Genomic DNA, 24,315 nt, shown 5'->3' on the forward strand with positions numbered 1-24,315 from the left:
CCCCAAACTTCCTGTACTAAAAATGTCCTGTTTGCCGCTTCGTTTATAACACCATTAATAAAAGACTATAATGACTAAATAAGCAACAATGACGGAATATAAAACAACCAGGGCTGGAAATAAAGCCCTGGTTGTCTGATAAAGAGAAAAGATTAGATATGAGTAACGATTTCTTTAATCAGCTGCGGTCCTTTAAAAATAAAACCGGAATAGATTTGCACCAGTGAGGCACCCGCCGCCATCTTCTCGCGAGCCGCAATCACGGAGTCGATACCACCGACGCCAATAATCGGCAGTCGTCCTTTTAATTCTGCTGACAGGGCACGAATAATTTCTGTGCTTTTTAATTGTACCGGACGTCCACTTAACCCACCCGCTTCGTCACAGTTTTTCATTCCCTGAACGAGCGAGCGATCGAGTGTGGTATTGGTCGCAATCACCCCGTCAATATTATGGCGAACTAAACTGTCGGCAACCTGGATCAATTCTTCAGCAGAAAGATCCGGTGCGATCTTAACCGCGACAGGAACATATTTATGGTGGATCGCCTGGAGCTCATTTTGTTTATTTTTAATGGCACTCAGAAGATCGTCCAGTGCTTCGCCATATTGTAAAGAGCGCAGACCTGGGGTATTTGGTGAGGAAATATTCACCGCAATATACCCCGCGTAGGCATAGACTTTTTCCATACAAATCAGATAGTCATCTTTACCCTGCTCTACCGGCGTGTCTTTATTTTTGCCAATATTGATGCCTAATACACCATCAAAATGGGCTTTTTTTACGTTCTCAACAAGGTGATCAACGCCGAGGTTATTAAAGCCCATGCGGTTGATCAGCCCTTCGGCTTCGACCAGGCGGAACAGACGCGGCTTATCATTACCTGGCTGCGGACGCGGCGTGACGGTACCGATTTCGATGGAGCCAAAGCCCATCGCGCCCAGGGCATCAATGCACTCACCATTTTTATCCAGACCCGCCGCGAGACCCAGCGGATTTTTAAAGGTCAGGCCCATGCATTGCACAGGTTTTTCCGGCACGTTTTGACGCACCAGTGCGGCCAGCGGTGTTCCGGTAATACGACGTAACTGCTGGAATGTAAATTCATGAGCGCGCTCAGGGTCGAGCTGGAAAAGGGCTTTACGAACGAAGGGGTAGTACATGAACTCTCCTGGATTCCCGGTGTGCAAACCGGGAGGGGATTATGTGCGATCCGGCCCGGAAAGGGAATTGACCTGTGGCAAAAAAAACACCGTTAGACGCAATCGTTTACCTCGCCGCCCCGTTCTTATGCGCTTTTTCGCATTTTAATTGCAGATAAATCATTTAGTGGAATAACCGGGCAGTGTCACACTCCTGAAAATTGTTATGAATGTTAGATAAAAGCAAACAATTAGTTATAAGGAGCATGCATGCGCGTCATAACCCTGGCCGGAAGTCCACGATTCCCCTCTCGCTCCAGCGCACTGCTGGAATATGCCCGTGAAAAGCTCAATGCTCTGGATGTGGAAATATGCCACTGGAATCTGCATAACTTCGACCCCGAGGATCTGCTCTACGCCCGTTTTGACAGTCCGGCGCTGCAAACGCTGACTGAACAGCTTAAAGGGGCTGATGGCTTAATCGTGGCGACGCCTATCTATAAAGCTTCGTTTTCCGGGGCCCTGAAAACCCTGCTCGATCTGCTGCCTGAACGTGCGCTGGACGGCAAAGTAGTCCTGCCACTGGCAACGGGCGGCACGGTGGCCCATTTACTGGCGGTGGATTATGCCCTCAAGCCGGTACTCAATGCGCTAAAAGCGCAGGAGATCCTCCACGGCGTCTTTGCCGACGACTCGCAGGTTATCGATTATCAACACAAGCCTCACTTCACGCCGAATCTGCAAACCCGTCTCGACAGCGCCCTGGAAACCTTCTGGCATGCCCTGCACCGCAGAGATATCCACGCCCCGGCGTTTAACCCGTCACAGGGAGTCGCTCATGTTTAAAAGATTAACCCGTCTCGGACTGGCCGGGCTGTTGGCGCTCACCTCGCTGGCCCACGCGGCAGAGACGGCGCCTGAACATTTACGCATCGGCTATCAGAAAGGCAGCGTCAGTATGGTGCTGGCTAAAAGCCATCAGCTTCTGGAAAAACGCTTCCCGAAGACCACATTCTCCTGGATTGAGTTCCCTGCTGGCCCGCAAATGCTGGAAGCCCTAAATGTCGGAAGCATCGACCTCGGCAGCACCGGGGATATTCCGCCAATATTCGCGCAGGCGGCGGGGGCCGACCTGGTTTATGTCGGCGTTGAGCCGGCCAAGCCGAAGGCTGAGGTCATTCTGGTCCCTGAAAATAGCACCATTAAGACGGTCGCCGATCTCAAAGGCCACAAGGTTGCATTCCAGAAAGGCTCAAGCTCGCATAACCTGCTGCTGCGGGCCCTGCAGGAGGCCGGGCTTAAATTCACCGACATTCAACCCGTTTATTTGACGCCGGCTGATGCTCGTGCCGCTTTCCAGCAGGGCAATGTCGACGCATGGGCTATCTGGGATCCCTACTACTCCGCAGCTTTACTGCAGGGTGGCGTGCGGGTATTAAAAGATGGCACCACGCTGAAACAAACCGGCTCGTTCTACCTCGCCGCGCGCCCGTATGCGGAAAAGAATGGCGCTTTTATTCAGGATGTTCTTAACACCTTTACTCAGGCGGATGCGCTAACGCAAAGCCAACGTCAGGAGAGCATTACCCTGCTGGCGAAAACCATGGGCTTACCTGAGCCGGTGATCGCGAGCTATCTCGATCACCGTCCACAGACCACCATTACCCCGGTGGACGCACACGTCGCTGCGCTGCAGCAGCAAACCGCAGATCTCTTCTATCAAAATCGCCTTGTTCCAAAACAGGTGAATATTCGCGAACGCATCTGGCAACCCGCAGGCAAAGAAGGAACCAAATCATGAGTCTGAATCTTTTCTGGTTTTTACCCACCCACGGTGATGGACACTATCTTGGCACAGAAGAGGGTTCACGCCCGGTTGACCACGGCTATCTGCAGCAGATTGCGCAGGCAGCCGACCGAATCGGTTTTACCGGCGTACTGATCCCCACCGGACGCTCGTGCGAGGATGCGTGGCTGGTAGCCGCATCGATGATCCCCGTGACCCAACGCCTGAAGTTCCTCGTGGCACTGCGTCCGAGCGTGGTCTCCCCGACCGTCGCGGCGCGCCAGGCGGCAACGCTCGACCGGCTCTCTAACGGCCGGGCCCTGTTTAACCTGGTCACCGGAAGCGATCCGCAGGAGCTGGCGGGTGACGGCGTGTTCCTCGATCACACCGAACGCTATGAAGCGTCCGCCGAGTTCACCCGCGTCTGGCGACGTCTGCTGGAGGGGGAAACCGTCACCTTCGAAGGTAAACATATTCACGTTCGCGACGCCAGGCTCTACTTCCCGCCGGTGCAGCAGCCGCGCCCTCCTCTTTACTTCGGCGGCTCATCAGATGTGGCGCAGGATCTGGCGGCTGAACAGGTTGATCTCTACCTCACCTGGGGTGAGCCGCCCGAGCTGGTCAAAGAGAAAATTGCCCAGGTACGCGCCAAAGCGGCAGCGCATGGTCGCAAGGTGCGCTTTGGTATTCGCCTGCATGTGATTGTGCGTGAAACCAATGAAGAAGCCTGGCAGGCGGCCGACCGGCTGATCGCGCATCTGGATGATGAGACTATCGCTAAAGCTCAGGCGGCGTTTGCGAAAACCGACTCCGTCGGCCAGCACAGAATGGCGTCATTGCACAACGGTAAGCGCGAGAATCTGGAGATCAGCCCGAACCTGTGGGCGGGCGTCGGTCTGGTACGCGGCGGTGCGGGTACCGCGCTGGTCGGCGACGGTCCAACTGTGGCTGCGCGGATCAATGAATACGCGGACCTGGGTATCGACAGTTTTATCCTCTCCGGTTATCCGCACCTGGAAGAGGCCTACAAAGTGGGCGAGCTGTTATTCCCGCATCTGGATGTCGCCATCCCGGACGTACCGCAGCCCCGCCAGCTCCAGCTTCAGGGTGAAGCCGTGGCTAACGAGTTTATCCCGCGAAGAGCCGCACAAAGCTAAGGAGTTGCCATGAATGCCCCCTCACAAAAATGGTTGCTACGTGCCGCCCCATGGTTTTTACCCGTTGGCATTGTGCTTGTCTGGCAACTGGCATCCTCTGCCGGCTGGCTGTCGAGCCGTATTCTGCCCTCTCCGGAGGGCGTAATAGAGGCATTCTGGTCGCTGAGCGTCAGCGGCGAACTCTGGCAGCATTTGGCCATCAGCTCATGGCGCGCGGTAATTGGTTTTTCGATTGGCGGAAGCATCGGCCTGGTACTGGGTTTGATCAGCGGGCTTTCTCGCTGGGGCGAGCGGCTGCTCGATACCTCCATTCAGATGCTGCGTAATGTGCCGCATCTGGCGCTGATCCCGCTGGTCATTTTGTGGTTTGGTATTGATGAGAGCGCCAAAATTTTTCTCGTCGCGCTGGGCACGCTGTTCCCGATTTACATTAATACCTGGCATGGGATCCGCAACATCGATCGCGGACTGGTCGAAATGGCACGCAGTTACGGCCTGTCCGGTTTTGCCCTCTTTATGCATGTGATCCTGCCGGGCGCCCTGCCCTCCATAATGGTCGGCGTGCGCTTTGCGCTCGGCCTGATGTGGCTGACGCTGATTGTGGCAGAGACCATCTCTGCAAACTCAGGGATTGGCTATCTGGCGATGAACGCCCGCGAATTCCTGCAAACGGACGTGGTGGTGGTGGCCATTATCCTCTATGCCCTGCTCGGCAAACTTGCCGACGTCAGCGCCCAGTGGCTGGAACGCAGCTGGCTGCGCTGGAATCCAGCCTATATTTCACAGGAGGCTAAAGCATGAATACTGCCCGACTGACTCAGGGTACACCGCTGCTCCTTAACGGTGTCACGAAGCGCTATGGCGAAAACACGATTCTCAACGCGCTGGATCTGCATATTCCTGCCGGACAATTTGTCGCCATTGTGGGCCGCAGCGGTGGCGGCAAGAGTACGTTGTTACGCCTTTTAGCCGGGCTGGAATCCCCCAACGGCGGCGAAATTCTGGCAGGCGCGACACCGCTGGCCACTATTCAGGACGATACCCGCATGATGTTTCAGGACGCGCGCCTGCTGCCCTGGAAAACGGTGATTGATAATGTCGGACTGGGCCTCAACGGCAACTGGCGGGATGAAGCCCGCCAGGCGCTGGCCGCCGTAGGGCTGGAAAACCGTGCGGGTGAATGGCCTGCTGCGCTCTCCGGCGGGCAGAAGCAGCGCGTGGCGCTGGCGCGGGCGCTGATACATCGTCCGGGCTTGCTGCTGCTGGATGAGCCACTCGGCGCGCTCGACGCCCTGACGCGAATCGAAATGCAGGACCTGATTGCTTCACTCTGGCAAAAGCATGGCTTTACGGTACTTCTGGTGACGCACGACGTGAGCGAAGCCGTCGCGATGGCAGACCGCGTGCTGCTAATAGAAGAAGGGAAAATCGGTCTTGATGTCACGGTCGATATTGCGCGTCCGCGCCGCGTAGGGTCGGCAAGACTGGCAGAGCTGGAGGCGGAAGTGCTGAATCGGGTGATGAAGCGCGGGGTCAGCGAGAGAGCGTTAATGACGGCTCACGGCTGACATCCTCCCTCTCCCACAGGGAGAGGGAGGATGGGTCTTTCGATCAGGCCAGTGCCTTAGCGATCTTCTCGTACAGATCGCCAGACAGGTTTTCCAGCCCTTTCAGCTGCTCAAGCGCAGCACGCATTTTCGCCTGGCGCTGTGCATCATAGCGTTTCAGACGGATCAGCGGCTCAATCAGGCGTGACGCCACCTGTGGGTTACGGCTGTTCAGCTCGGTCAACATTTCCACCATAAACTGATAACCGCTGCCATCTTCCGCATGGAACGCCGCCGGGTTGCTGCTGGCAAACGCGCCAATCAGGGAACGCACGCGGTTTGGGTTGCTCATGGTGAAGGAGCGATGCTTCAGCAGACTGCGTACATTGCTGAGGGCATCGGCCGCCGGGCTGGTGGCCTGCAGGATGAACCACTTGTCCATCACCAGACCATCCTGATGCCACTTGTCATCGTACTCCTGCATCAGCGCATCACGGCATGGCAGTTCGGCGGCAACACTCGCAGCCAGGGCGGCCAGCGCGTCGGTCATGTTGTCCGCTTCGTGATACTGCTTGCTCACCAGCGTGTTTGCCAGCTCGCGCTCACCGAAGGCCAGATAACGCAGGCAGGTGTTACGCAGGGAACGTTTACCGATGTCAGCATGTTCCACACGATAAGCGTCAAGCTTATTGGCGTTGTAGATTGCGAGGAATTCGTCTGCAAGCTCGTTCGCCAGCGTACGGGTCAGCGCTTCGCGCACCGCCACAATGGCAATCGGATCGATGATGTCGAACAGTTCGGCGATTTCGCCTGCGGATGGCAACGTCAGAATTTCAGCCGCCAGCGCCGGGTCAATCTTCTCATCCAGCAGGACTGCGCGGAATGCGTCCGCAACGTGAACCGGCAGCGACAGCGGCTGGCCCTGCTGATGACGATTAACGTTCAGCTTGATGTAGGTCGCCAGCAGGCTTTGCGCCGCATCCCAGCGTGAGAAGTCATTGCGTGCATGGCGCATCAGGAACGTCAGTTGCTGGTCGCTCCACTTATATTCCAGTTTCACGGGCGCAGAGAATTCACACAGCAGCGCGGGAACCGGCTGGAAATAGACGTTATCAAAGATAAAGGTCTGTTCCGCCTGGGTCACGTTCAGGACGTGGTGGACCGGATGGCCGCCCTTCTGCAGCGGGATCACGTTACCCTCGTTGTCATACAGTTCAATACTGAACGGAATGTGCAGCGGATGTTTTTCTTCCTGCTCTGCCGTTGGCGGCGTGCGCTGACTGATGGTCAGGGTGTACTGCTCGGTTTCCGGATTGTAGTCGTCTTTGACGGTGACAATCGGCGTGCCGGCCTGGCTGTACCAGCGGCGGAAATGGGAAAGATCGACATTAGACGCATCCTCCATCGCCTGCACAAAATCGTCGCAGGTGGCTGCGCTGCCGTCATGACGCTCGAAGTAGAGCTGCATCCCTTTCTGGAAGTTCTCTTCACCCAGCAGGGTATGGATCATACGGATAATTTCCGCCCCTTTTTCGTACACCGTCAGGGTGTAGAAGTTATTCATCTCGATGACTTTATCGGGACGGATAGGGTGTGCCATTGGGCTGGCATCTTCCGCAAACTGCAGGCCACGCATGGTGCGCACGTTGTTAATGCGGTTCACCGCACGGGAACCCAGATCGGAACTGAACTCCTGGTCACGGAAGACGGTCAGGCCCTCTTTCAGGCTCAGCTGGAACCAGTCACGGCAGGTGACGCGGTTTCCGGTCCAGTTATGGAAATACTCGTGTCCGATGACGCGTTCAATATCCAGGTAATCTTTATCGGTCGCGGTATCGGTACGCGCCAGCACGTATTTGGAGTTAAAGACGTTAAGACCTTTATTCTCCATCGCGCCCATGTTGAAGAAGTCGACAGCAACGATCATATAGATGTCGAGGTCATACTCGAGGCCAAAGCGCTCTTCATCCCACTTCATGGAGTTGATAAGCGAGGTCATCGCCCATGGCGCACGGTCCAGGTTGCCGCGGTCGACGAACAACTCCAGCGCGACGTCGCGGCCTGAACGGGTTTTGAACGTATCACGCAGCACGTCGAAATCACCCGCCACCAGCGCAAACAGGTAGCACGGTTTCGGGAATGGATCCTGCCACTGTACCCAGTGGCGACCGTTTTCCAGCTCGCCTTCACCTACGCGGTTGCCGTTGGAAAGCAGGAACGGATAGAGGGTTTTATCGGCAATGATTTTCGTTGTAAAGCGTGCCAGCACGTCCGGGCGGTCAAGATACCAGGTAATGTGGCGGAAACCTTCGGCCTCACACTGGGTGCACAGGGCCACGCCAGACTGGTAAAGCCCTTCCAGCGCCGTGTTGGCAGCCGGGCTGATTTCATTCACGATGCGCAGCGTAAAGCGTTCCGGCAGGTTGTCGATAACCAGCTGGTTGCCTTCTATTTTATAGTCAGACCATGCTTGATCATTGATCTGCACGGAGACCAGCGTCAGGTCTTCACCTTCCAGACGCAGCGGCACAGCCGTCGCGCTCTGGCGCGTGAGCTGGCTTACCGCCGTGACAACGGTTTTAGTGGCATCCAGGTCAAAAGTCAGATCGATATCGCTAATCAGGTAATCCGGCGCACGGTAGTCGTGGCGGTATTTGGCTTGTGGCTGTTGTGTCATAGAAAACCTTATGCATCGTTTGTCGAATAACGAATCCAGTCTATTCCTGTTGTGTAAAACGCGCTATGCAGAATGTTCATCTTTTCAGGTACAAACACCTTTTTCGCTACATTTGTATAACACGTGGCACAAAATGCCCTCGACCATAAAGAGCGCTTATGTTGTGATCGGGGTTCAATAAATCACTAAACAAGGTATACTCCGGAGTTGTTTATTGTACTAAACGCTCCTGTGAGAGGATGCTACTGCGCACCTATGACTCAATTCGCTTCTCCTGTTCTGCATACATTGCTGGATACCGACGCGTATAAACTGCATATGCAGCAAGCCGTTTTCCACCATTACTATGACGTCCATGTCGCGGCGGAATTCCGCTGCCGTGGTGACGACTTGCTCGGTATCTACGCAGACTCCATTCGTGAACAGGTCGATGCTATGCAGCATCTGACGCTGCAGGACGACGAATATCAGTGGCTCTCTGGCCTGCCCTTCTTTAAAGCTGACTACCTGAACTGGCTGCGCGACTTCCGCTATAAGCCGGAGCAGGTGACCGTGGTCAATGATAACGGCAAGCTGGATATTCGTCTTGAAGGACCGTGGCGTGAAGTGATCATGTGGGAAGTTCCGCTTCTCGCGGTGATCAGTGAACTGGCCCACCGCTACCGTTCGCCGGAAACCGGCGTTGAGCAGGCGGTCGCGTCGCTGGAAAATAAACTGGCCGCATTCTCAACGCTGACCGAAGGGCTGGATATGTCCCGCTTCCGCCTGATGGATTTTGGCACGCGTCGCCGTTTCTCTCGCGAAGTGCAGCAGGCTATTGTGAAGCGTCTGCAGCAGGAGCCGTGGTTCGTGGGCACCAGCAACTACGATCTGGCACGTCGTCTGGATCTGACCCCAATGGGTACCCAGGCGCATGAGTGGTTCCAGGCGCATCAGCAGATAAGCCCGGACCTGGCAAACAGCCAGCGTGCCGCACTGGCCGCGTGGCTGGAAGAATATCCCAATCAACTGGGCATCGCGCTTACCGACTGTATTACGATGGACGCGTTCCTGCGTGATTTTGGCCCTGAATTTGCCGAACGTTATCAGGGATTACGCCATGATTCCGGGGATCCGGTTGAATGGGGTGAAAAGGCCATTGCCCATTACGAAAAACTGGGCATTGACCCAATGACCAAGGTGCTGGTCTTCTCTGATAACCTCGATCTGGCAAAAGCGGTCGATCTCTATCGTCATTTCACCTCCAGAATTAACCTGAGCTTTGGGATTGGTACCCGTCTGACCTGCGACATCCCTCAGGTAAAACCTCTGAACATCGTGATAAAACTGGTGGAATGTAACGGTAAGCCGGTAGCGAAGCTCTCCGATAGCCCCGGTAAAACCATCTGCCATGACAAAGCCTTTGTGCGCGCATTACGCAAAGCATTCGATCTGCCGCAGATCAAAAAAGCCAGTTAACTGCTTTCGGGAGCCTTTCAGGCTCCCCTCTCCTCAATTTATTTCTTAATTCTTCTCTTTTGACTGCGAAATCTGCTTGTCTGATGGCGGATGCCAGGTAACATAGATATCCCCCCCAGTAAGGGTGGACAAGTGTTTATTTTTTCCGACTATTAACAGAGAGAATATTATGAGCGTTGTGCCTGTAGCCGACGTACTCCAGGGCCGTGTCGCCGTTGACCAAGAAGTCACCGTGCGCGGATGGGTGCGTACTCGCCGAGATTCTAAAGCTGGCATCTCCTTCCTTGCCGTCTATGACGGTTCCTGCTTTGATCCTGTACAGGCCGTCATTAATAATTCTCTGCCCAATTACAATGATGACGTTCTGCGCCTGACAACGGGTTGTTCCGTTATCGTAACCGGTGTTGTTGTGGCATCACCTGGTCAGGGTCAGAGTTTCGAAATTCAGGCCTCAGCCATTGAAGTCACTGGCTGGGTTGAAGATCCCGACACCTACCCAATGGCGGCAAAACGTCACAGCATCGAATACCTGCGTGAAGTGGCGCACCTGCGTCCACGCACCAACCTGATTGGTGCGGTTGCCCGCGTGCGTCATACGCTGGCGCAGGCGCTGCATCGTTTCTTCGACGAGCAGGGTTATTTCTGGGTGTCTACCCCACTGATCACCGCGTCCGATACGGAAGGCGCGGGTGAAATGTTCCGCGTCTCTACGCTGGACATGGAAAACCTGCCGCGTACGTCAGAAGGTAAAGTGGACTATGACAAAGACTTCTTCGGTAAAGAGGCCTTCCTGACGGTTTCTGGTCAGCTCAACGGTGAAACTTACGCCTGCGCGCTGTCCAAAATCTACACCTTTGGTCCTACCTTCCGTGCAGAAAACTCCAACACCAGCCGTCACCTGGCGGAATTCTGGATGCTGGAGCCTGAAGTGGCGTTCGCAGATCTGGATGATGTCGCGGGTCTGGCAGAAGCGATGCTGAAATATGTCTTCAAAGCGGTGCTGGAAGAGCGTCCTGACGACATGAAATTCTTCGCAGAGCGTGTCGACAGCGATGCAGTCGCACGTCTGGAGCGTTTCGTCTCAGCAGATTTCGCGCAGGTGGACTACACCGACGCGGTGGCCATCCTCGAGAAATGCGGTGAGAAGTTTGAGAACCCGGTTTACTGGGGCGTTGACCTGGCGTCTGAGCACGAGCGTTACCTGGCCGAGAAGCACTTCAAAGCACCGGTTGTGGTGAAAAACTACCCGAAAGACATTAAGGCCTTCTATATGCGCCTTAACGAAGACGGTAAAACCGTTGCGGCGATGGACGTCCTGGCACCGGGCATTGGTGAAATCATCGGTGGTTCTCAGCGTGAAGAGCGTCTTGACGTACTGGACGCACGCATGGAAGAGATGGGCCTTAATCCTGCGGATTACAGCTGGTATCGCGATTTACGCCGTTACGGTACCGTCCCGCATGCCGGTTTTGGTCTGGGCTTTGAGCGTCTGATCGCCTATGTCACCGGTGTTCAGAACGTCCGTGACGTTATTCCATTCCCACGCACACCGCGTAACGCAAGTTTCTAATCGACTGAATAACAAATGGCCAGCAATTGCTGGCCATTATTTTATTCTGCATTGTCAGTTTTCGTCAGCGCAAAGTCAGCATTTTTAAACCACAACCCCGTTACAACCACTACCTGTTACGTTTTGTTTCCACGAAACATCTACGCACAAAAAATAAACCCTATTCTTATTGCGCTTATTGCAATCTGAAGCAATAGCACAAAATTCAACCAGTTTTACAGCCATCCAGAAGTCTTTTTCGGGTCATAAGAAAAAATGAGCCGTTTGGCTTCTGTTTATAGGAATTGCCTTTATCTAAATTAATTATAAGCTTTTCATATAGATATCAAAGTATCTGCCGTTTAATTCGCCAGTGAACGCTGAAATTTGAGGTGGTTCACAAAGTTCCGAAAAATACACATTTGGTTACACATGATTTCTTTTTGTAACTTAATCTTGAGAATTGTAGCACTTTCAGGCTAGCGAAACGGTTCTATGAATGGAAAGATGCCTGTCAGATACATAAAGACACCTAACTCTCATCAATAGTTCCGGAAATATTTATTGACAGAATTTATTGGCGGCAGTGGCGAGTGTCATAAAAAAACCAATGAGGGTAATAAATAATGATGAAGCGCAATATTCTGGCAGTGGTAATCCCTGCCCTGCTGGTAGCCGGTGCAGCTAACGCTGCAGAAATCTATAACAAAAGCGGCAACAAACTGGATCTGTACGGGAAAGTGGTTGGTGAGCACGACTTCGTTACCTCTGGTGACAACACTGACAGCAACGACGCTACCTATGCTCAGATCGGTTTCAAAGGCGAGACTCAAATTAACGACCAACTGACTGGTTTCGGTCAGTGGGAATACCGTGCTCTGGCAAGCCAGGCAGAAAGCAACCAGACTCAGCGTACCCGTCTGGCGTTCGCCGGTCTGAAAGCGGGTGATGCAGGTTCCATCGACTACGGCCGTAACTACGGTATCGTATACGACGTAGAATCTTACACCGATATGGCGCCATCTTTCTCAGGTATGACCTGGGCAAACTACTCTGACAACTTCATGACTGGCCGTAACTCTGGTCTCCTGACTTACCGCAACTCAGACTTCTTCGGTCTGGTTGATGGTCTGAGCTTGGGTCTGCAATATCAGGGCAAAAACGAGCGTACTGACGTGAGAACCGCTAACGGTGACGGTTTCGGTACCTCTGTAGGTTATGAGTTCGGTGAAGGTTTCGGCCTGATCGGCGCATACAGCAACTCTGACCGTACTGACGGGCAATCCGCAGACGGCAAAGGCGAGAAAGCGGAAGCATGGGCTGTTGGTGCTAAATACGATGCGAACAACATCTACCTGGCAACCACCTATGCTGAAACGCGTAACATGACCCGTGAAGACGACGGTTCTTTCGCAAACAAAACGCAGAACTTCGAAGTTATCGCTCAGTACCAGTTCGACTTCGGTCTGCGCCCATCAGTGTCCTACGTGCAGTCTAAAGGTAAAAACCTTGCACAACGTGGCACCTTCGCTGGCGGCGATGCTGACCTGCAGAAATTCGTTGAACTGGGTGCAACTTACTACTTCAACAAAAACTTCAACATCTATGTTGATTACCAGTTGAACCTGATCGACGACACCGACTACTCTCGTAGCGTGGGTATCGTGAACGGTAAAGACGACCAGGTTGCAATGGCTGTGACCTACCAGTTCTAATCAGTACACCACGTTGTTATATGCTTAATGAACAGGGCTTCGGCCCTGTTTTTTTTATGTCTGATAGCAAAAAATGGCGACTTTTGAAAAGCCGCACGCTTTTTGTCGCAAACGGTTGGCATTTTGTAAATCTACCGTTAACCTGATAGCGGATTTCACTTCTGTAATCACAATGGAACTTCGTCATGTTTGAGAACATTACCGCCGCTCCTGCCGACCCTATTTTGGGCCTGGCCGATCTGTTTCGTGCCGACGACCGCCCTGGTAAAATCAACCTGGGTATTGGTGTATATAAAGATGAAACCGGCAAAACCCCGGTGCTGACCAGCGTTAAAAAAGCTGAGCAGTATCTGCTGGAAAATGAAACCACCAAAAATTACCTCGGTATTGATGGTATCCCTGAATTTGGTCGTTGCACTCAGGAACTGCTGTTCGGCAAAGGCAGTGCAATTGTGAGCGACAAGCGTGCGCGTACAGCACAGACTCCTGGCGGTACCGGCGCGCTGCGCGTCGCGGCGGATTTCCTTGCGAAAAACACCTCTGTTAAGCGTGTCTGGGTGAGCAACCCAAGCTGGCCAAACCACAAGAGCGTATTCAACTCTGCAGGCCTGGAAGTCCGCGAATATGCTTACTACGACGCAGCTAACCACTCTCTGGACTTCGACGGTCTGCTGGCCAGCCTGAACGAGGCTCAGGCGGGTGATGTGGTGCTGTTCCACGGCTGCTGCCACAACCCAACCGGTATTGATCCAACGCTTGAACAGTGGGAACAGCTGGCGAAGCTCTCCGTAGAAAAAGGCTGGCTGCCGCTGTTTGACTTTGCATACCAGGGCTTCGCCCGTGGTCTGGAAGAAGATGCGGAAGGCCTGCGCGCTTTTGCTGCCGTACATCAGGAACTGATCGTGGCAAGCTCTTACTCCAAGAACTTCGGTCTGTACAATGAGCGTGTCGGTGCCTGTACGCTGGTTGCGGCGAATACTGAAACCGTTGATCGTGCATTCAGCCAGATGAAATCCGTGATCCGCGCTAACTACTCTAACCCGCCTGCACACGGTGCCTCTGTCGTTGCGACTATCCTGAGCAACGATGCACTGCGCGCTATCTGGGAACAAGAGCTGAACGATATGCGTCAGCGTATTCAGCGCATGCGTCTGCTGTTTGTGAACACCCTTGCGGAGAAAGGCGCTGACCGTGACTTCAGCTTTATTATTAAGCAGAACGGTATGTTCTCTTTCAGCGGCCTGACCAAAGAACAGGTTCTGCGTCTGCGTGAAGAGTTTGGCGTCTACGCCGTGGCGTCTGGCCGCGTCAACGTTGCAGGCATGACCCCAGACAATATGGCGCCGCTGTGCGAAGCCATCGTCGCCGTGCTGTAAATTACACCCATAAAAAAAGCCTGCGTAATGCAGGCTTTTTTTATTCTGGTTACCAGACAGGCATTTCGTCCTGAAGGAACGGGTTATGGAGTCGTTCATAACCCAGCGTCGACATCGGACCGTGTCCAGGGATAAACGTCACATCATCGCCCAGCGGCAACAACTTCTGTTTAATCGACTGAATCAGCTGTCCGTGGTCGCCTCGTGGAAAATCGCTGCGTCCTACGCCACCTTTGAAAATCACATCGCCGGAAATCAGCAGACGGGACTGGTCATCAAAGAAGACAATATGGCCTGGCGTATGCCCAGGACAATGCAACACCTGTAAAGTCACATTCCCTACGTTAACGCGCTCTCCTTCATTTAGCCAGCGATCGGGCGTCAGGGGCAGACACTCATCAAGGCCAAACATGCGGCTCTGGGCTGGTAAACCCTGCAGCCAGAACTCATCTTCTTTTTCCGGACCGATCACAGGCACACCGAAGTGCTGTGCCAGCTCCGCCGCCGCACCAACATGATCAAGATGACCATGCGTCAGTAAAATCTGCATCAGCGTGACACCGCTATCAGCGACTTCCTGCTTGATTTTCTCAGCGTCACCGCCGGGATCGACAAGCGCGGCCAGTTTGGTTTGCTCACACCAGATTAATGAACAATTCTGGGAGAATGCAGTAACCGGAATAATACGATAGTTCATACTGCTCCTGTGTTTCGTTATTACCAGTGCCGGACCGGACCGGTATCAATATGCACAAAGTTGCTACTTGGGTAATATCCTACACCACCTGCGCGCATAGATAACGCAGCTTTGCGAATATTGGCTAACGAAACGCCTTCAATATGGAAATCCATTGCCTGTCCCTTCGTGTGATAGCTTTTTTTCGCTACCCCACGGCTGTGGGCGCGCAGTTCATTATTGGTATCAACAGAGCGATAACCAGAAATAAGCTGCACTGGCTTGCTGGTACCCAGCAGGCCCTGAAGGCGGAATAACTGATCAAACAGTCCTGGGTCGATGGCTTTTATTTTATTCGCGCGGAAATCACGGAAAAAATGGTTAAGTCTTGCTAATTCATCCTGAATATAGCCTCTGCCATCGAAGAACTCCGCTTTTAACGACTCACCGGTGTGGAGATTGTTGAGCGTTAAAACTCGCGGACGAGGTGTCGAGAGGGTGGCAAATGCTGGCGTCGGCAAGATGGCCGCTGCGCCGAGCGCAACACCACCTAACGCCAGCAGTTTGCGGCGATTAGCGTCAAATTTGTCCATGATAATCAGGTCTACAGGTCAATGTTTATCGTAAATATGCTTAGCGCACGAAGGGCACCTTAACTGGCAAAGCCGACTACGTCAAGGCACCCAACCCCAGTAAATACGCGGCCTCCAGCCATATAGCCCCGTATTCACCATTACTTACGACAACCTATTTTCCCGAACTGCTTCATTTACCTGATTAATTGTTCAGCTTTTGGCAAAATTTGTGCGCCGGATCGCGCCGTGAGATCATAATTGTAAATATCTGTACGATACTGCGTCCGCCCGTCCTCACCCACAAACGCCGTCAGATAATAAAGATTGACCGGAATATTATGGCGAATATTAACGTAACGCGTATCCCCCTGCTTCAGGGCGTCAGAGATGCGCGTATCGTTCCAGCCTGCATCCTGCAACAGCATATTAGCCAGCTCCGAGGCTTTATTGACACGCACACAGCCTGAACTCAGCGCGCGGGTGTCTTTCTGGAACAGATTGTGGTTCGGCGTATCGTGCAGATAGATAGCATCTGAACTCGGCATATTGAACTTGTAGCGTCCGAGCGAGTTATGCGCACCGGGTGCCTGCTGGAACCGGAATGGCAGATTAGACGCGGTAATGGTTGACCAGTCGACCATATAGGGGTCTATCGCCTCTTTGCTGTTCCAGCCGCGCATCACCGTATAGCCATGGCGTTCAAGGTAACCCGGATCGTTCCAGACCTTGGGCAGAATGTCTTTACGTGCCAGCGTCGGCGGTACGTTCCACGGCGGGTTAACCACCACGTTGTTCAGGGCACTGCTCATCATCGGCGTTTTGCGATCGGGACGTCCCACAATCACGCGTGACGCCAGCACTTCACTGCCGTTCTGGTAATAGACCAGCGAATACGCTGGAATATTCACCATGATGCCGGTAGAGAGGGTCCCTGGCAGCAAGCGTAAACGCTGGATATTGAGCGCCAGCACCCCTGCCCGCTGCGCAGGTGAGACGTTCAGCCAGTCGCGCGTTGACTGGCCAATCACGCCATCAGCACCCAGCCCCTGAGCAGCCTGAAACTGCTTAACCGCTGCAACCAGCTCCCGATCGTAGGCCGCGGGCTTATCACTCAGAACGGCGGCTTTTTTCTCTTTCACCGGGGCTGACGGGCTGACAACGACGCTTTGTGCATCGTCACCCGGCAGGGCAATTTTAGGCCCGCTATCCAGAATACCAGAGCGTTTGAGGATCTCACGCAGGGCAGGCACATCGCTGCTCCACTGTCCAGGACGCAGCGTCGCGGTACCACGCATCTGCGGCCACGGACGTGAATCCCCGACCAGTTCCAGAAGCGACTGATGCATGGTCGCGTATTGCGGATGTGCCGGCGCGAGGCTCGCAATAAAGCGCGGCAGATCGCCACTATCCAGCGCCAGTTGCCACTGGTTAATTACCGACAGTGCCGGAGTCGCCAGCTTGTAAGGCTTATCGCTGTACAACCAACGGTTACCATTGACCGGAATACCGGCCACAAACTGGAGATACCCCATCATGGCATCGGAAAGCACCACGTCCCGCGCCTGCCCGGTGACAGCAGGATCGGTTAAGAGCTCAACCCATTTTGTGAACTGCGGCTGGAACCCTGCAATGGCGACTTCTGCCAGCTGTTGCTGGAAGGCGCGCACGGCATCACGGTTTTCCCACATGGGTTTCATGTCACGCGCCGCATAGAGCAGCGTGAGCTGGCTGGTATAGACAGGCGTGTAGCCTGCTGGCAGCCCAGACAGCAGCTGCTGGCGAAGCGATTCCGCGTCGATGCCTTCTGGCAACGGTTTAATACCGGCCATGATGGCCGTCGCAGGAGACTGCTCCAGCGGTTGAGACAGCGACGTTGGCTGTGTGCCAGTCGTTGCTGTGCTGTCAGTCGGCACAATTTCAGGCTCGTCGGCCTGAGCGGTTAACAGTGGAGCAAACGTCACTGCCAGGCATAAACTTAGCGCAGACAGCTGACGACCACATTTTTTCTTTAGCAACATCCCTTGCCCCCTGTTTTCACGACATGCCCATCACGTTGGGGCTTTCTTTTATTATAGGGTGACGGCAAACCTGTTGCCTTACCTTATGTAAAGAAGTTTAAAGATAACGCAGCCTTAAACACAAGTTAAGCGAAAAAAAAAGCGGCGCTGGTGCGCCGCTCACGGTTAGAAAACGCCTCAGGACGCGTCTGCCGTTGTTTCCGGTAAGGATTCTGGCGGCTGTGGGGCAAAACCGCGTAACCCGACCACGTGAACGTGTTCGGTATTCTGGAATACCTTACGCACCAGTTTATACGTGGTGCCTTTCTCAGGACTGATGTTCTCCGGCGCTGCGATAATGAGCTGCATATCAAGACGCTCACAGAGTTCAAACAGCGTGGCAATTGAGCGGGCGTCAAGACGCGCCGCTTCATCCAGGAACAGCAGTCGACATGGGGAGATATCTTTGCCGCGCAGACGACGTGCTTCATCTTCCCAGCTCTGGACCACCATCACCAGAATCGACATCCCGGTACCGATAGCTTCACCGGTAGAGAGTGCACCGGACTCCGCACGGAGCCAGCCGTCTGAACCACGGTTAACCTCCACTTCCATTTCCAGGTAGTTACGGTAATCCAGGAGCTCTTCACCAATGGTTTGCGGCGTGCGTTGCCCCATGTCAATCTGCGGATTAAGGCGTTGATACAGTTTCGCCAGCGCTTCGGAGAAGGTCAGACGGTTGCTGTTGAACAGATCCTGATGCTGTTCGTGCTGTTCAGACAACACTTCCAGCAGCGTCGAGTGCGCTTCACGCACGTTCACGTTCAGACGCACGCTGTTCACCTGACCAAACGATACGCTCTGCAAGCCCTGGTTCAGCTGGCGAATTCGGTTCTGCTCGCGCTGGATGGTTTTACGGATGATATTCGCCACGCTGCGGGAACTGATAGCCAGCTTCTGCTCGCGGGAGGTCAACTCTTCCGTCAGGCGGCCCAGTTCGATTTCCATCTGCTCAATGGCTTCGACCGGATCGTCGGTACGAATGATGTCCTGACGAATACGCTCACGCAGGTGCTGATAAACGGCCACGAAGAACTGGATCTTACGCTCAGGGCGTTTCGGATCTTCGGACATACGCAGCACATCGCGCAGGTGTTCGTTATCCGCCACCGCCAGACGCAAGGCACCCAGCGCCTTATCGGACATAGAGCGCAGTTCATCCGCAGAGAGATAGGCCAGCTCGCGACGATGCAGACGGCGTTCAACGTTATTGTCTTTCACCATCCGCATGACGGCGCACCAGCCCGCCTTCGCGGTCACGACCTGCTCACGCATTTCGTGATAATCACGCTCCAGCTTGCGCAGGCGACGAGTCAGGTTATCCATTTCCGCTTCACAGAAGGCCAGCGCTTTTTCCAGCTGATTACGACGTGCGCGGTTATTACTGAGCTGCGCATGCAGTTCATCACGACGGATACGCGCCCGCTCTTCTGCTCCGCTGTCAGCACGGACGCCAATGTCCTGTAACTCTTTCTGAAGATCGTTTAACAGCTCTTTCTTGGTGTCGAAGGAGCTTTTCAGCGAGGCCAGGACCTGATTGTACTGGTTCAGCTGTGCCGAGTGGCTACGCATCGCATCACGGGCGCGAGTACGTTCAGCTTCAGCCTGTTCAAGGCGCTGACGCAGCTTCTCATTGAGATCGCTGTTACCGCTCAGCATCTCCGCGGAATCGGAGTAGCCGAAGTGGGCCCGGCGCTGCACCACTTCCGTCAGGGCAAACGCCTGCTGGCGCGCTTCGCGCTGCACCTGCTGCGACCAGGCGTAATCTTCTTTTAACTGCTCGAACTGCTCCGGATCGCTCTGCAACACGGAGACCATTGGTTCGAGCTTCGCCAGCTGATTACCGTACTGCTGAACAAAACGTGCCGCTTCCTGAGCTTCATCCAGACGTTCCTGAATCTCATCCACGCGGTCAGCCAGCGTGTCATCTGCCAGCAGATTCAGGCGAGGCAGGATGCGGTTAAGGGCCGCAACGCCCTCTTTCGCCTGTTCGAACTGAACGCGGCTTTGCTGGTTGTCATTTTCATGGTTTGAGATCGCACGCTCAAGCTCGCCGCGACGAGTGTTGAGCTTGCGAATTTCGGCTTCCGGGTCAGCTTCAAACGCCACGCCCAGATGGCTGCCGATAAAGCGGCTGAACGCCTGATGAAGACGCTGGGTTTTCTGCACGTCAAACGACAGGGTCGCAAAACGTTCAGACAGCGTCTCACGCTCGGCGTGCAGACTTTCAATCCGGTTTTCACGCGCTGCGCGACCAAACAGCGGAAGCTCAGGGAAGCGAGAATAACGCCACTGACGATCGGCGATTTTGACGACAACCGCTTTTTCCAGCTCATCGACGCTGAATACGCTGTCATCGAACGACTGCGGGTCCCCTTCGATTAAATAGAGGTCTTCCGGGCAATCTTCCAGCCCTGCCAGCTGGTCAGCAATCAGCGACAGATCCGGGACCACAATCGCGTTACGTGATGGGCCATACAGGGCTGAGAAGTACGGCGCATCGTCCAGACCGACATCGTCATAGATTTCGGACAACAGCACGCCGCCAAAACGTTCAGCCAGGGCGTTCAGACGTGAATCTTCCGAACCACCAGGCTGGCTTAAGCGCTCAATCTCTTCATCGATCTCACGTTTACGGGCGCCGACTTCATCGCGCTCAACAATCGCCTCGCGCTCGCGCTCCAGCAGCTGTTGCAGATATTCGGTCACGTCCTGGCTGGACTCAAACTGTTCGCCGCACTGTTCACTGAGCTGGTTCAGGCTGCTTTGGGCAGCCAGCCAGACTGGTGCACGCTGCAGCAGCACCTTAGAACGGGACTGCAGCTGCTCCATCTCCTGGCGCAGCGTCATGCGCTGTTCACTGGCGTTGGATACGGAATCGGAAAGCGCAGCAATACGCGCTTCGAGCTCCTGATGCAGAGCTTCAAGATCGTCGAAATCGTAATTTTTGCCCTGGCGCTTACAGAACTCCGCCAGCATACGCTCGGCTTCCTGTTGTTCGCGAAGACGCTGTTCCAGTTCGTTCAGGCGCATACGCAGCGGCTGAACCTGCTCGGCCAGATGGCGCTGGTTCACACCGTCGCGCAGCAGTTCACGGGCAACTTCCCACGCTTCGTTACGCGCAAGCGGTCCGTTAATTGCCACAACCAGCTGGTACGCTTGCTCAAACTGACTGTGCGCCGTTTGCGCGACGCTCATCTTCTGTTCAAGCGAGAGCAGTTTCTCGGTCGCTTCCTGCTCTTTGGCCTGGAAGGTACCCAGCCACTGGTCAGCGCTTTCCGGGGTGAGGTCAGGCAGATGACACAGCTCTTTTGCACGCTGTAACGCCTGAAGTGCCTGGGTATACTGAATTGCACGCGTCTGCTGCACGTCCAGCGCCTGCTGGTAATCGGCCAGCTGATTTTTCAGCTCATCCACTTCCAGCTCGGCGGCCTCGGCACGTGCTTCGTTCTCTTCCTGCATGTCGGCAGCTTCCGCCACCACTTCATTTTGCTCTTCGAGACGAATTTGCAGCTCATCGAGATCCGCTTCGTAGCGCTCGATCTTCTCCTGCTGACGCAGGGCGGTCTGCACCAGGTTCAGGTGATCGCTGGCAGCCTGGTAATCGGCTTCCAGATCGCCTTCGGCGCCGTTGTGCTCGCCCAGTTCACGCGCCATTTCGACGTGCTTATACTGCTCAGCCACCAGCTGTTTACGGGAGGTGAACAGCTCGCGGCGGTACTCTAACGCCTGATCGAGATGGACACGACGTTCATTGGCGTGACGCATATAGTCCGCCGCCACGTAGTTGGTGGCCTCGCTAATCAGGTGCTTAAACAGGTCACGGTCAGACTGCGTCACGCGAATGGCTTCGAGCGTCATGCGGTTTTCACGCAGCGCGGCTTCCATATCCTGGAAGGCCTTACGCACGCCGCTGTTTTCCGGCAACAGGTAGTCGCGCAGGGAGCGGGTAATGGCGCTGGAGATACCACCGTACAGCGATGCTTCGATCAAACGGTAGTATTTGCTACGGTCAGACGCGCTGCGCAGACGACGCGCCACAACGCCCAGATCAAACATCAGGGAGTGGTAATCCGTAATGGAGTTGAACTGCTTGAACTGCACGCCTTCGATGGTTTCGAGCTTATCTTTCAGCTCCTGCAGCGTCAGCACGCGCGCCTGGCGCTCATTCAGGGTTTCCGTCAGCAGCGCTGTGGGCTGCATGGAGGTTGGCAGACCCTGGATGGCAAACGGTTTAATGTCCACTTTACGGTCACGGCCTGCGACCTGCTGCAGACGTACCCCCACCACCACACGCTGATGTCGGGAGTTAATGACGTCCAGTACCGAATAACAGACGCCTGCTTTGAGTTTACCGTGCAGGCCTTTATCGCGAGAGCCGCTGGTCGCCCCCGCTTCGGTGGTGTTACGGAAATGGAGCAGCGTCAGATCGGGGATCAGTGCCGTAACAAACGCCGCCATGGTGGTGGATTTACCCGCACCGTTACCACCGGAGAGCGTCGTAACCAGCTCATCCAGATCGAACGTCCGGGCAAAGAAGCCGTTCCAGTTAATCAGCGTTAGTGAGCGAAATTTACCGCGTTCAATCATTACTCTTCCTCCCCGCTATCCGGCAGATTCTCTTCATGCTCATCATCGAGCTGCAAATGGTTTTCCACCGGCATCGCTTCACCGTCGCGGATCATGCGAAGCTGCGCTTCACGCGCATCGTCGCCCGCACGCACATCGGCGCCGAAGCGGAAGACAGATTCCGTGATGCGGAATTTGCTGCTGTCATGGCCCATAAACCAGACCATGCCCAGACGACGCAGACGGTTAAGGGAAGAGCGAACTTTTTCCTGCAATTTCTGGCGGTCAAGATCCGAACCCGTGGAGCGGTTGTTCACCAGCTTAAGCAGCTTGCTCTCATCCGCCAGCGCCAGCAGCTCGTCGTAAAGCTCCTGCTGGGTGAAGATGCCTTCATTTGCCAGACGCTCCGGGCTGAGATAGAGGTAGCAAAGAATTTTGCCGACCATCATATCCAGCTCGGAGAGCACGGAACGCGGAATCAGGGTTGTGGAACGTGGACGCAGGTAGAAAAACCCTTCCGGTGCGCGGATAAGCTCCACGTTATAGCGGGCGTAAAACTCTTCCAGGTACTCCTGGAAGTCCATCAAAAAGGCGTGATTGTCCAGCTCGTCTAAGCCAATGTGACGACCGGCACGCAGTTGGCTGTCCAGCGCCGGAAACAACGGATTCGCCAGCGCCTGTGCCAGCTTAACTGGCATCACTTGTTCAATATTTGTCAATGACATGCGCCTGTACCTTGGCTCCGTAATCGTTAATCGGCTGCCACTTCGGCGGCAGCCCGGTGAAATCTGCTTGCGCGACGCCCAGACGCACGGCCTGGTCTACCACGATGCGGGCGATGTCGAAGTGGCGCGCACGAGGATATTGCGCTAGATAGTCGCGCACCACGAGCCCAAGATCCAGCGGCACTTGTCTGGTTTTGTAGACAGCGAGCTGTTCTTCGATCATCGCCGCAAGTTGCTCACGAATTTCGTTGAACTCTTCATATTCCAGATCCGGTGGCAGTTCACCGGTCACTTCTTCATCGCGCAGAGCCATCTCTTCGTCGCGCATATCCAGCAGACGATCGGCACTGGCGTAAGTCAGCGCCCATGGCGCATCGAAATAGGTCTGTACCGACTGGCGCAGACGCTGAGCAAAGACGCGGTTTTTATCCATATCGATCGCGGTACGGATAAATTTATGCACGTGACGGTCATAACCGATCCACAGGTCAATCGACTGCTGACCCCAGCTAATAATACGATCGAGTTTGCTCTGCAGGTCGAACACTAGACGGTCAATAAAATGCAGATCGTCATGGGCCATGGTCGCATCCTGGATGCGCAGCAGGTTCGCCTGAAGCTTATCCCCTGCCGCTTCCAGCGTATCCTGCAGTTCACGCAGCGTACCCGAGGTTTCCGACAGCAACATTTCACAGCTGGAGATGGCCGCACGCCAGTCTTTATTCAGCAACTGTGCGATATCGTCTTTTACCTGTTGCTGCTGTTCATCCATCAGACGCTGGGTCAGATCGATGCTGTCGAAAATCTCTGCCACCGAATATTTCAGCGGCGCATAGACGTTACGGTGCCAGTGGAATTCGTCACCGTTTTCATCCGCTGCATCGGCGGCGCGCTTAAGTTCACCCGCCACAATCGAGAGCTGCATGGAAAGACGCAGCGTGGAAAATTCACGCTGGCGGATGTAGTAATCGGTGATGCCGATACCCAGTGGCGTCAGACGATAGATGGCGTTTCCTTCCGCCTGCTCGCTGGTAAAGCGGTTCAGCAGACGTTGACGCACCATATCGTTGATTGCGTTGTTGGCACGCACGCTAATGGTTTCGCTGGTTTGCTCAAACGCATCACTGACATGGCGGAACGCATCCACCAGTTCACCCTCGCTCATTTCGCCATCCAGCCGTTCGCCGTTCAGCGTGGCAACCGCCAGCAGGAAAGAGAGTCTGTCTACCGGCAGCGAGATGGAGAAATCGTTTTTCCTGGCCCAGGCAACCAGTTCGGGGACTGTCTGGGAAAATTCACTCATAGG

General features: G+C 54.6%; 17 protein-coding genes. 9 read left to right on the forward strand and 8 right to left on the reverse strand.

Annotation, left to right across the window (positions count from 1 at the left end):
- Nucleotides 1-152 precede the first annotated feature (152 nt).
- Complete coding sequence (gene pyrD, locus QE396_RS09135) at nt 153-1,163, reverse strand: quinone-dependent dihydroorotate dehydrogenase (RefSeq protein ID WP_020884800.1); 1,011 nt, start codon at nt 1,161-1,163, stop codon at nt 153-155.
- 249 nt (nt 1,164-1,412) lie between these two features.
- Between pyrD and ssuE the strand changes: the two genes are divergently transcribed.
- Genes ssuE through ssuB form a run of 5 tightly spaced genes read left to right on the forward strand, consistent with a single transcriptional unit; the run spans nt 1,413 to nt 5,653 of the window.
- A complete protein-coding gene (gene ssuE / locus QE396_RS09140) occupies nt 1,413-1,988 on the forward strand; it encodes an NADPH-dependent FMN reductase (protein ID WP_020884801.1) in 576 nt (191 codons plus the stop codon).
- Nucleotides 1,981-2,943: a sulfonate ABC transporter substrate-binding protein gene (locus QE396_RS09145; RefSeq protein WP_020884802.1), complete on the forward strand. Its 963-nt coding sequence runs from the start codon at nt 1,981-1,983 to the stop codon at nt 2,941-2,943. Before ssuE ends, QE396_RS09145 begins: the two co-directional genes overlap by 8 nt.
- Complete coding sequence (gene ssuD, locus QE396_RS09150) at nt 2,940-4,085, forward strand: FMNH2-dependent alkanesulfonate monooxygenase (protein ID WP_014169416.1); 1,146 nt, start codon at nt 2,940-2,942, stop codon at nt 4,083-4,085. The genes QE396_RS09145 and ssuD overlap by 4 nt, the downstream gene beginning before the upstream one ends.
- A 9-nt stretch (nt 4,086-4,094) precedes the next feature.
- Nucleotides 4,095-4,886, forward strand: coding sequence for an aliphatic sulfonate ABC transporter permease SsuC (gene ssuC, locus QE396_RS09155; protein WP_020884803.1), 792 nt, complete (start codon nt 4,095-4,097; stop codon nt 4,884-4,886).
- On the forward strand, nt 4,883-5,653 hold the full coding sequence (gene ssuB / locus QE396_RS09160; protein WP_020884804.1) for an aliphatic sulfonates ABC transporter ATP-binding protein: 771 nt from the start codon (nt 4,883-4,885) through the stop codon (nt 5,651-5,653). The genes ssuC and ssuB overlap by 4 nt, the downstream gene beginning before the upstream one ends.
- A 43-nt stretch (nt 5,654-5,696) precedes the next feature.
- On the opposite strand, the gene pepN is transcribed toward ssuB, so the two are convergent.
- Nucleotides 5,697-8,309, reverse strand: a complete 2,613-nt coding sequence (gene pepN / locus QE396_RS09165; RefSeq protein ID WP_020884805.1) for an aminopeptidase N — start codon at nt 8,307-8,309, stop codon at nt 5,697-5,699.
- A 255-nt stretch (nt 8,310-8,564) separates the two neighbouring features.
- On the opposite strand from pepN, the gene pncB reads away from it, so the two are divergent.
- The 4 genes from pncB (at nt 8,565) to aspC (ending at nt 14,407) form a co-directional block, all read left to right on the forward strand.
- Nucleotides 8,565-9,767: a nicotinate phosphoribosyltransferase gene (pncB, locus tag QE396_RS09170; RefSeq protein ID WP_020884806.1), complete on the forward strand. Its 1,203-nt coding sequence runs from the start codon at nt 8,565-8,567 to the stop codon at nt 9,765-9,767.
- Between the two features lie 169 nt (nt 9,768-9,936).
- Nucleotides 9,937-11,337 (forward strand): asparagine--tRNA ligase, encoded by a 1,401-nt coding sequence (asnS, locus tag QE396_RS09175; RefSeq protein ID WP_020884807.1) that lies wholly within the window; start codon nt 9,937-9,939, stop codon nt 11,335-11,337.
- A 605-nt stretch (nt 11,338-11,942) separates the two neighbouring features.
- On the forward strand, nt 11,943-13,031 hold the full coding sequence (locus QE396_RS09180) for a porin (protein WP_020884808.1): 1,089 nt from the start codon (nt 11,943-11,945) through the stop codon (nt 13,029-13,031).
- Between the two features lie 185 nt (nt 13,032-13,216).
- Nucleotides 13,217-14,407, forward strand: a complete 1,191-nt coding sequence (gene aspC, locus QE396_RS09185; RefSeq protein WP_020884809.1) for an aspartate transaminase — start codon at nt 13,217-13,219, stop codon at nt 14,405-14,407.
- Between the two features lie 49 nt (nt 14,408-14,456).
- Here the strand turns inward: aspC and QE396_RS09190 are convergent, their stop codons facing one another.
- The 6 genes from QE396_RS09190 to mukF all read right to left on the reverse strand — a co-directional run bounded on the left by QE396_RS09190 (nt 14,457) and on the right by mukF (nt 24,312).
- Nucleotides 14,457-15,104 (reverse strand): MBL fold metallo-hydrolase, encoded by a 648-nt coding sequence (locus QE396_RS09190; protein ID WP_020884810.1) that lies wholly within the window; start codon nt 15,102-15,104, stop codon nt 14,457-14,459.
- 20 nt (nt 15,105-15,124) lie between these two features.
- Entirely contained in the window at nt 15,125-15,676 is a 552-nt protein-coding gene (locus QE396_RS09195; RefSeq protein WP_014169403.1) for a YcbK family protein, read from the reverse strand.
- 176 nt (nt 15,677-15,852) lie between these two features.
- A complete protein-coding gene (gene ldtD / locus QE396_RS09200; protein ID WP_014169402.1) occupies nt 15,853-17,676 on the reverse strand; it encodes a L,D-transpeptidase in 1,824 nt (607 codons plus the stop codon).
- 177 nt (nt 17,677-17,853) lie between these two features.
- Nucleotides 17,854-22,305 (reverse strand): chromosome partition protein MukB, encoded by a 4,452-nt coding sequence (gene mukB / locus QE396_RS09205; protein WP_309950810.1) that lies wholly within the window; start codon nt 22,303-22,305, stop codon nt 17,854-17,856.
- Nucleotides 22,305-23,009: a chromosome partition protein MukE gene (gene mukE, locus QE396_RS09210; protein ID WP_014169400.1), complete on the reverse strand. Its 705-nt coding sequence runs from the start codon at nt 23,007-23,009 to the stop codon at nt 22,305-22,307. Before mukE ends, mukB begins: the two co-directional genes overlap by 1 nt.
- Nucleotides 22,990-24,312 carry a chromosome partition protein MukF gene (mukF, locus tag QE396_RS09215; RefSeq protein WP_014169399.1) on the reverse strand — a complete coding sequence of 441 codons (1,323 nt, stop codon included), beginning with the start codon at nt 24,310-24,312 and terminating at the stop codon, nt 22,990-22,992. Before mukF ends, mukE begins: the two co-directional genes overlap by 20 nt.
- Between the last annotated feature and the right edge of the window lie 3 nt (nt 24,313-24,315).

It is taken from the genome of Enterobacter sp. SORGH_AS_0287 (assembly GCF_031453695.1).
Lineage (GTDB): Bacteria > Pseudomonadota > Gammaproteobacteria > Enterobacterales > Enterobacteriaceae > Enterobacter > Enterobacter ludwigii.

Coding starts and splice junctions, on each gene's coding strand:
- ldtD (WP_014169402.1), bottom strand. CDS start 17,676: ATGTTGCTAAAGAAAAAATGTGGTCGTCAGCTGTCTGCGCTAAGTTTA.
- mukB (WP_309950810.1), bottom strand. CDS start 22,305: ATGATTGAACGCGGTAAATTTCGCTCACTAACGCTGATTAACTGGAAC.
- ssuD (WP_014169416.1), top strand. CDS start 2,940: ATGAGTCTGAATCTTTTCTGGTTTTTACCCACCCACGGTGATGGACAC.
- asnS (WP_020884807.1), top strand. CDS start 9,937: ATGAGCGTTGTGCCTGTAGCCGACGTACTCCAGGGCCGTGTCGCCGTT.
- mukE (WP_014169400.1), bottom strand. CDS start 23,009: ATGTCATTGACAAATATTGAACAAGTGATGCCAGTTAAGCTGGCACAG.
- pyrD (WP_020884800.1), bottom strand. CDS start 1,163: ATGTACTACCCCTTCGTTCGTAAAGCCCTTTTCCAGCTCGACCCTGAG.
- pepN (WP_020884805.1), bottom strand. CDS start 8,309: ATGACACAACAGCCACAAGCCAAATACCGCCACGACTACCGTGCGCCG.
- ssuB (WP_020884804.1), top strand. CDS start 4,883: ATGAATACTGCCCGACTGACTCAGGGTACACCGCTGCTCCTTAACGGT.
- QE396_RS09180 (WP_020884808.1), top strand. CDS start 11,943: ATGATGAAGCGCAATATTCTGGCAGTGGTAATCCCTGCCCTGCTGGTA.
- mukF (WP_014169399.1), bottom strand. CDS start 24,312: ATGAGTGAATTTTCCCAGACAGTCCCCGAACTGGTTGCCTGGGCCAGG.
- QE396_RS09195 (WP_014169403.1), bottom strand. CDS start 15,676: ATGGACAAATTTGACGCTAATCGCCGCAAACTGCTGGCGTTAGGTGGT.
- ssuC (WP_020884803.1), top strand. CDS start 4,095: ATGAATGCCCCCTCACAAAAATGGTTGCTACGTGCCGCCCCATGGTTT.
- QE396_RS09190 (WP_020884810.1), bottom strand. CDS start 15,104: ATGAACTATCGTATTATTCCGGTTACTGCATTCTCCCAGAATTGTTCA.
- pncB (WP_020884806.1), top strand. CDS start 8,565: ATGACTCAATTCGCTTCTCCTGTTCTGCATACATTGCTGGATACCGAC.
- QE396_RS09145 (WP_020884802.1), top strand. CDS start 1,981: ATGTTTAAAAGATTAACCCGTCTCGGACTGGCCGGGCTGTTGGCGCTC.
- ssuE (WP_020884801.1), top strand. CDS start 1,413: ATGCGCGTCATAACCCTGGCCGGAAGTCCACGATTCCCCTCTCGCTCC.
- aspC (WP_020884809.1), top strand. CDS start 13,217: ATGTTTGAGAACATTACCGCCGCTCCTGCCGACCCTATTTTGGGCCTG.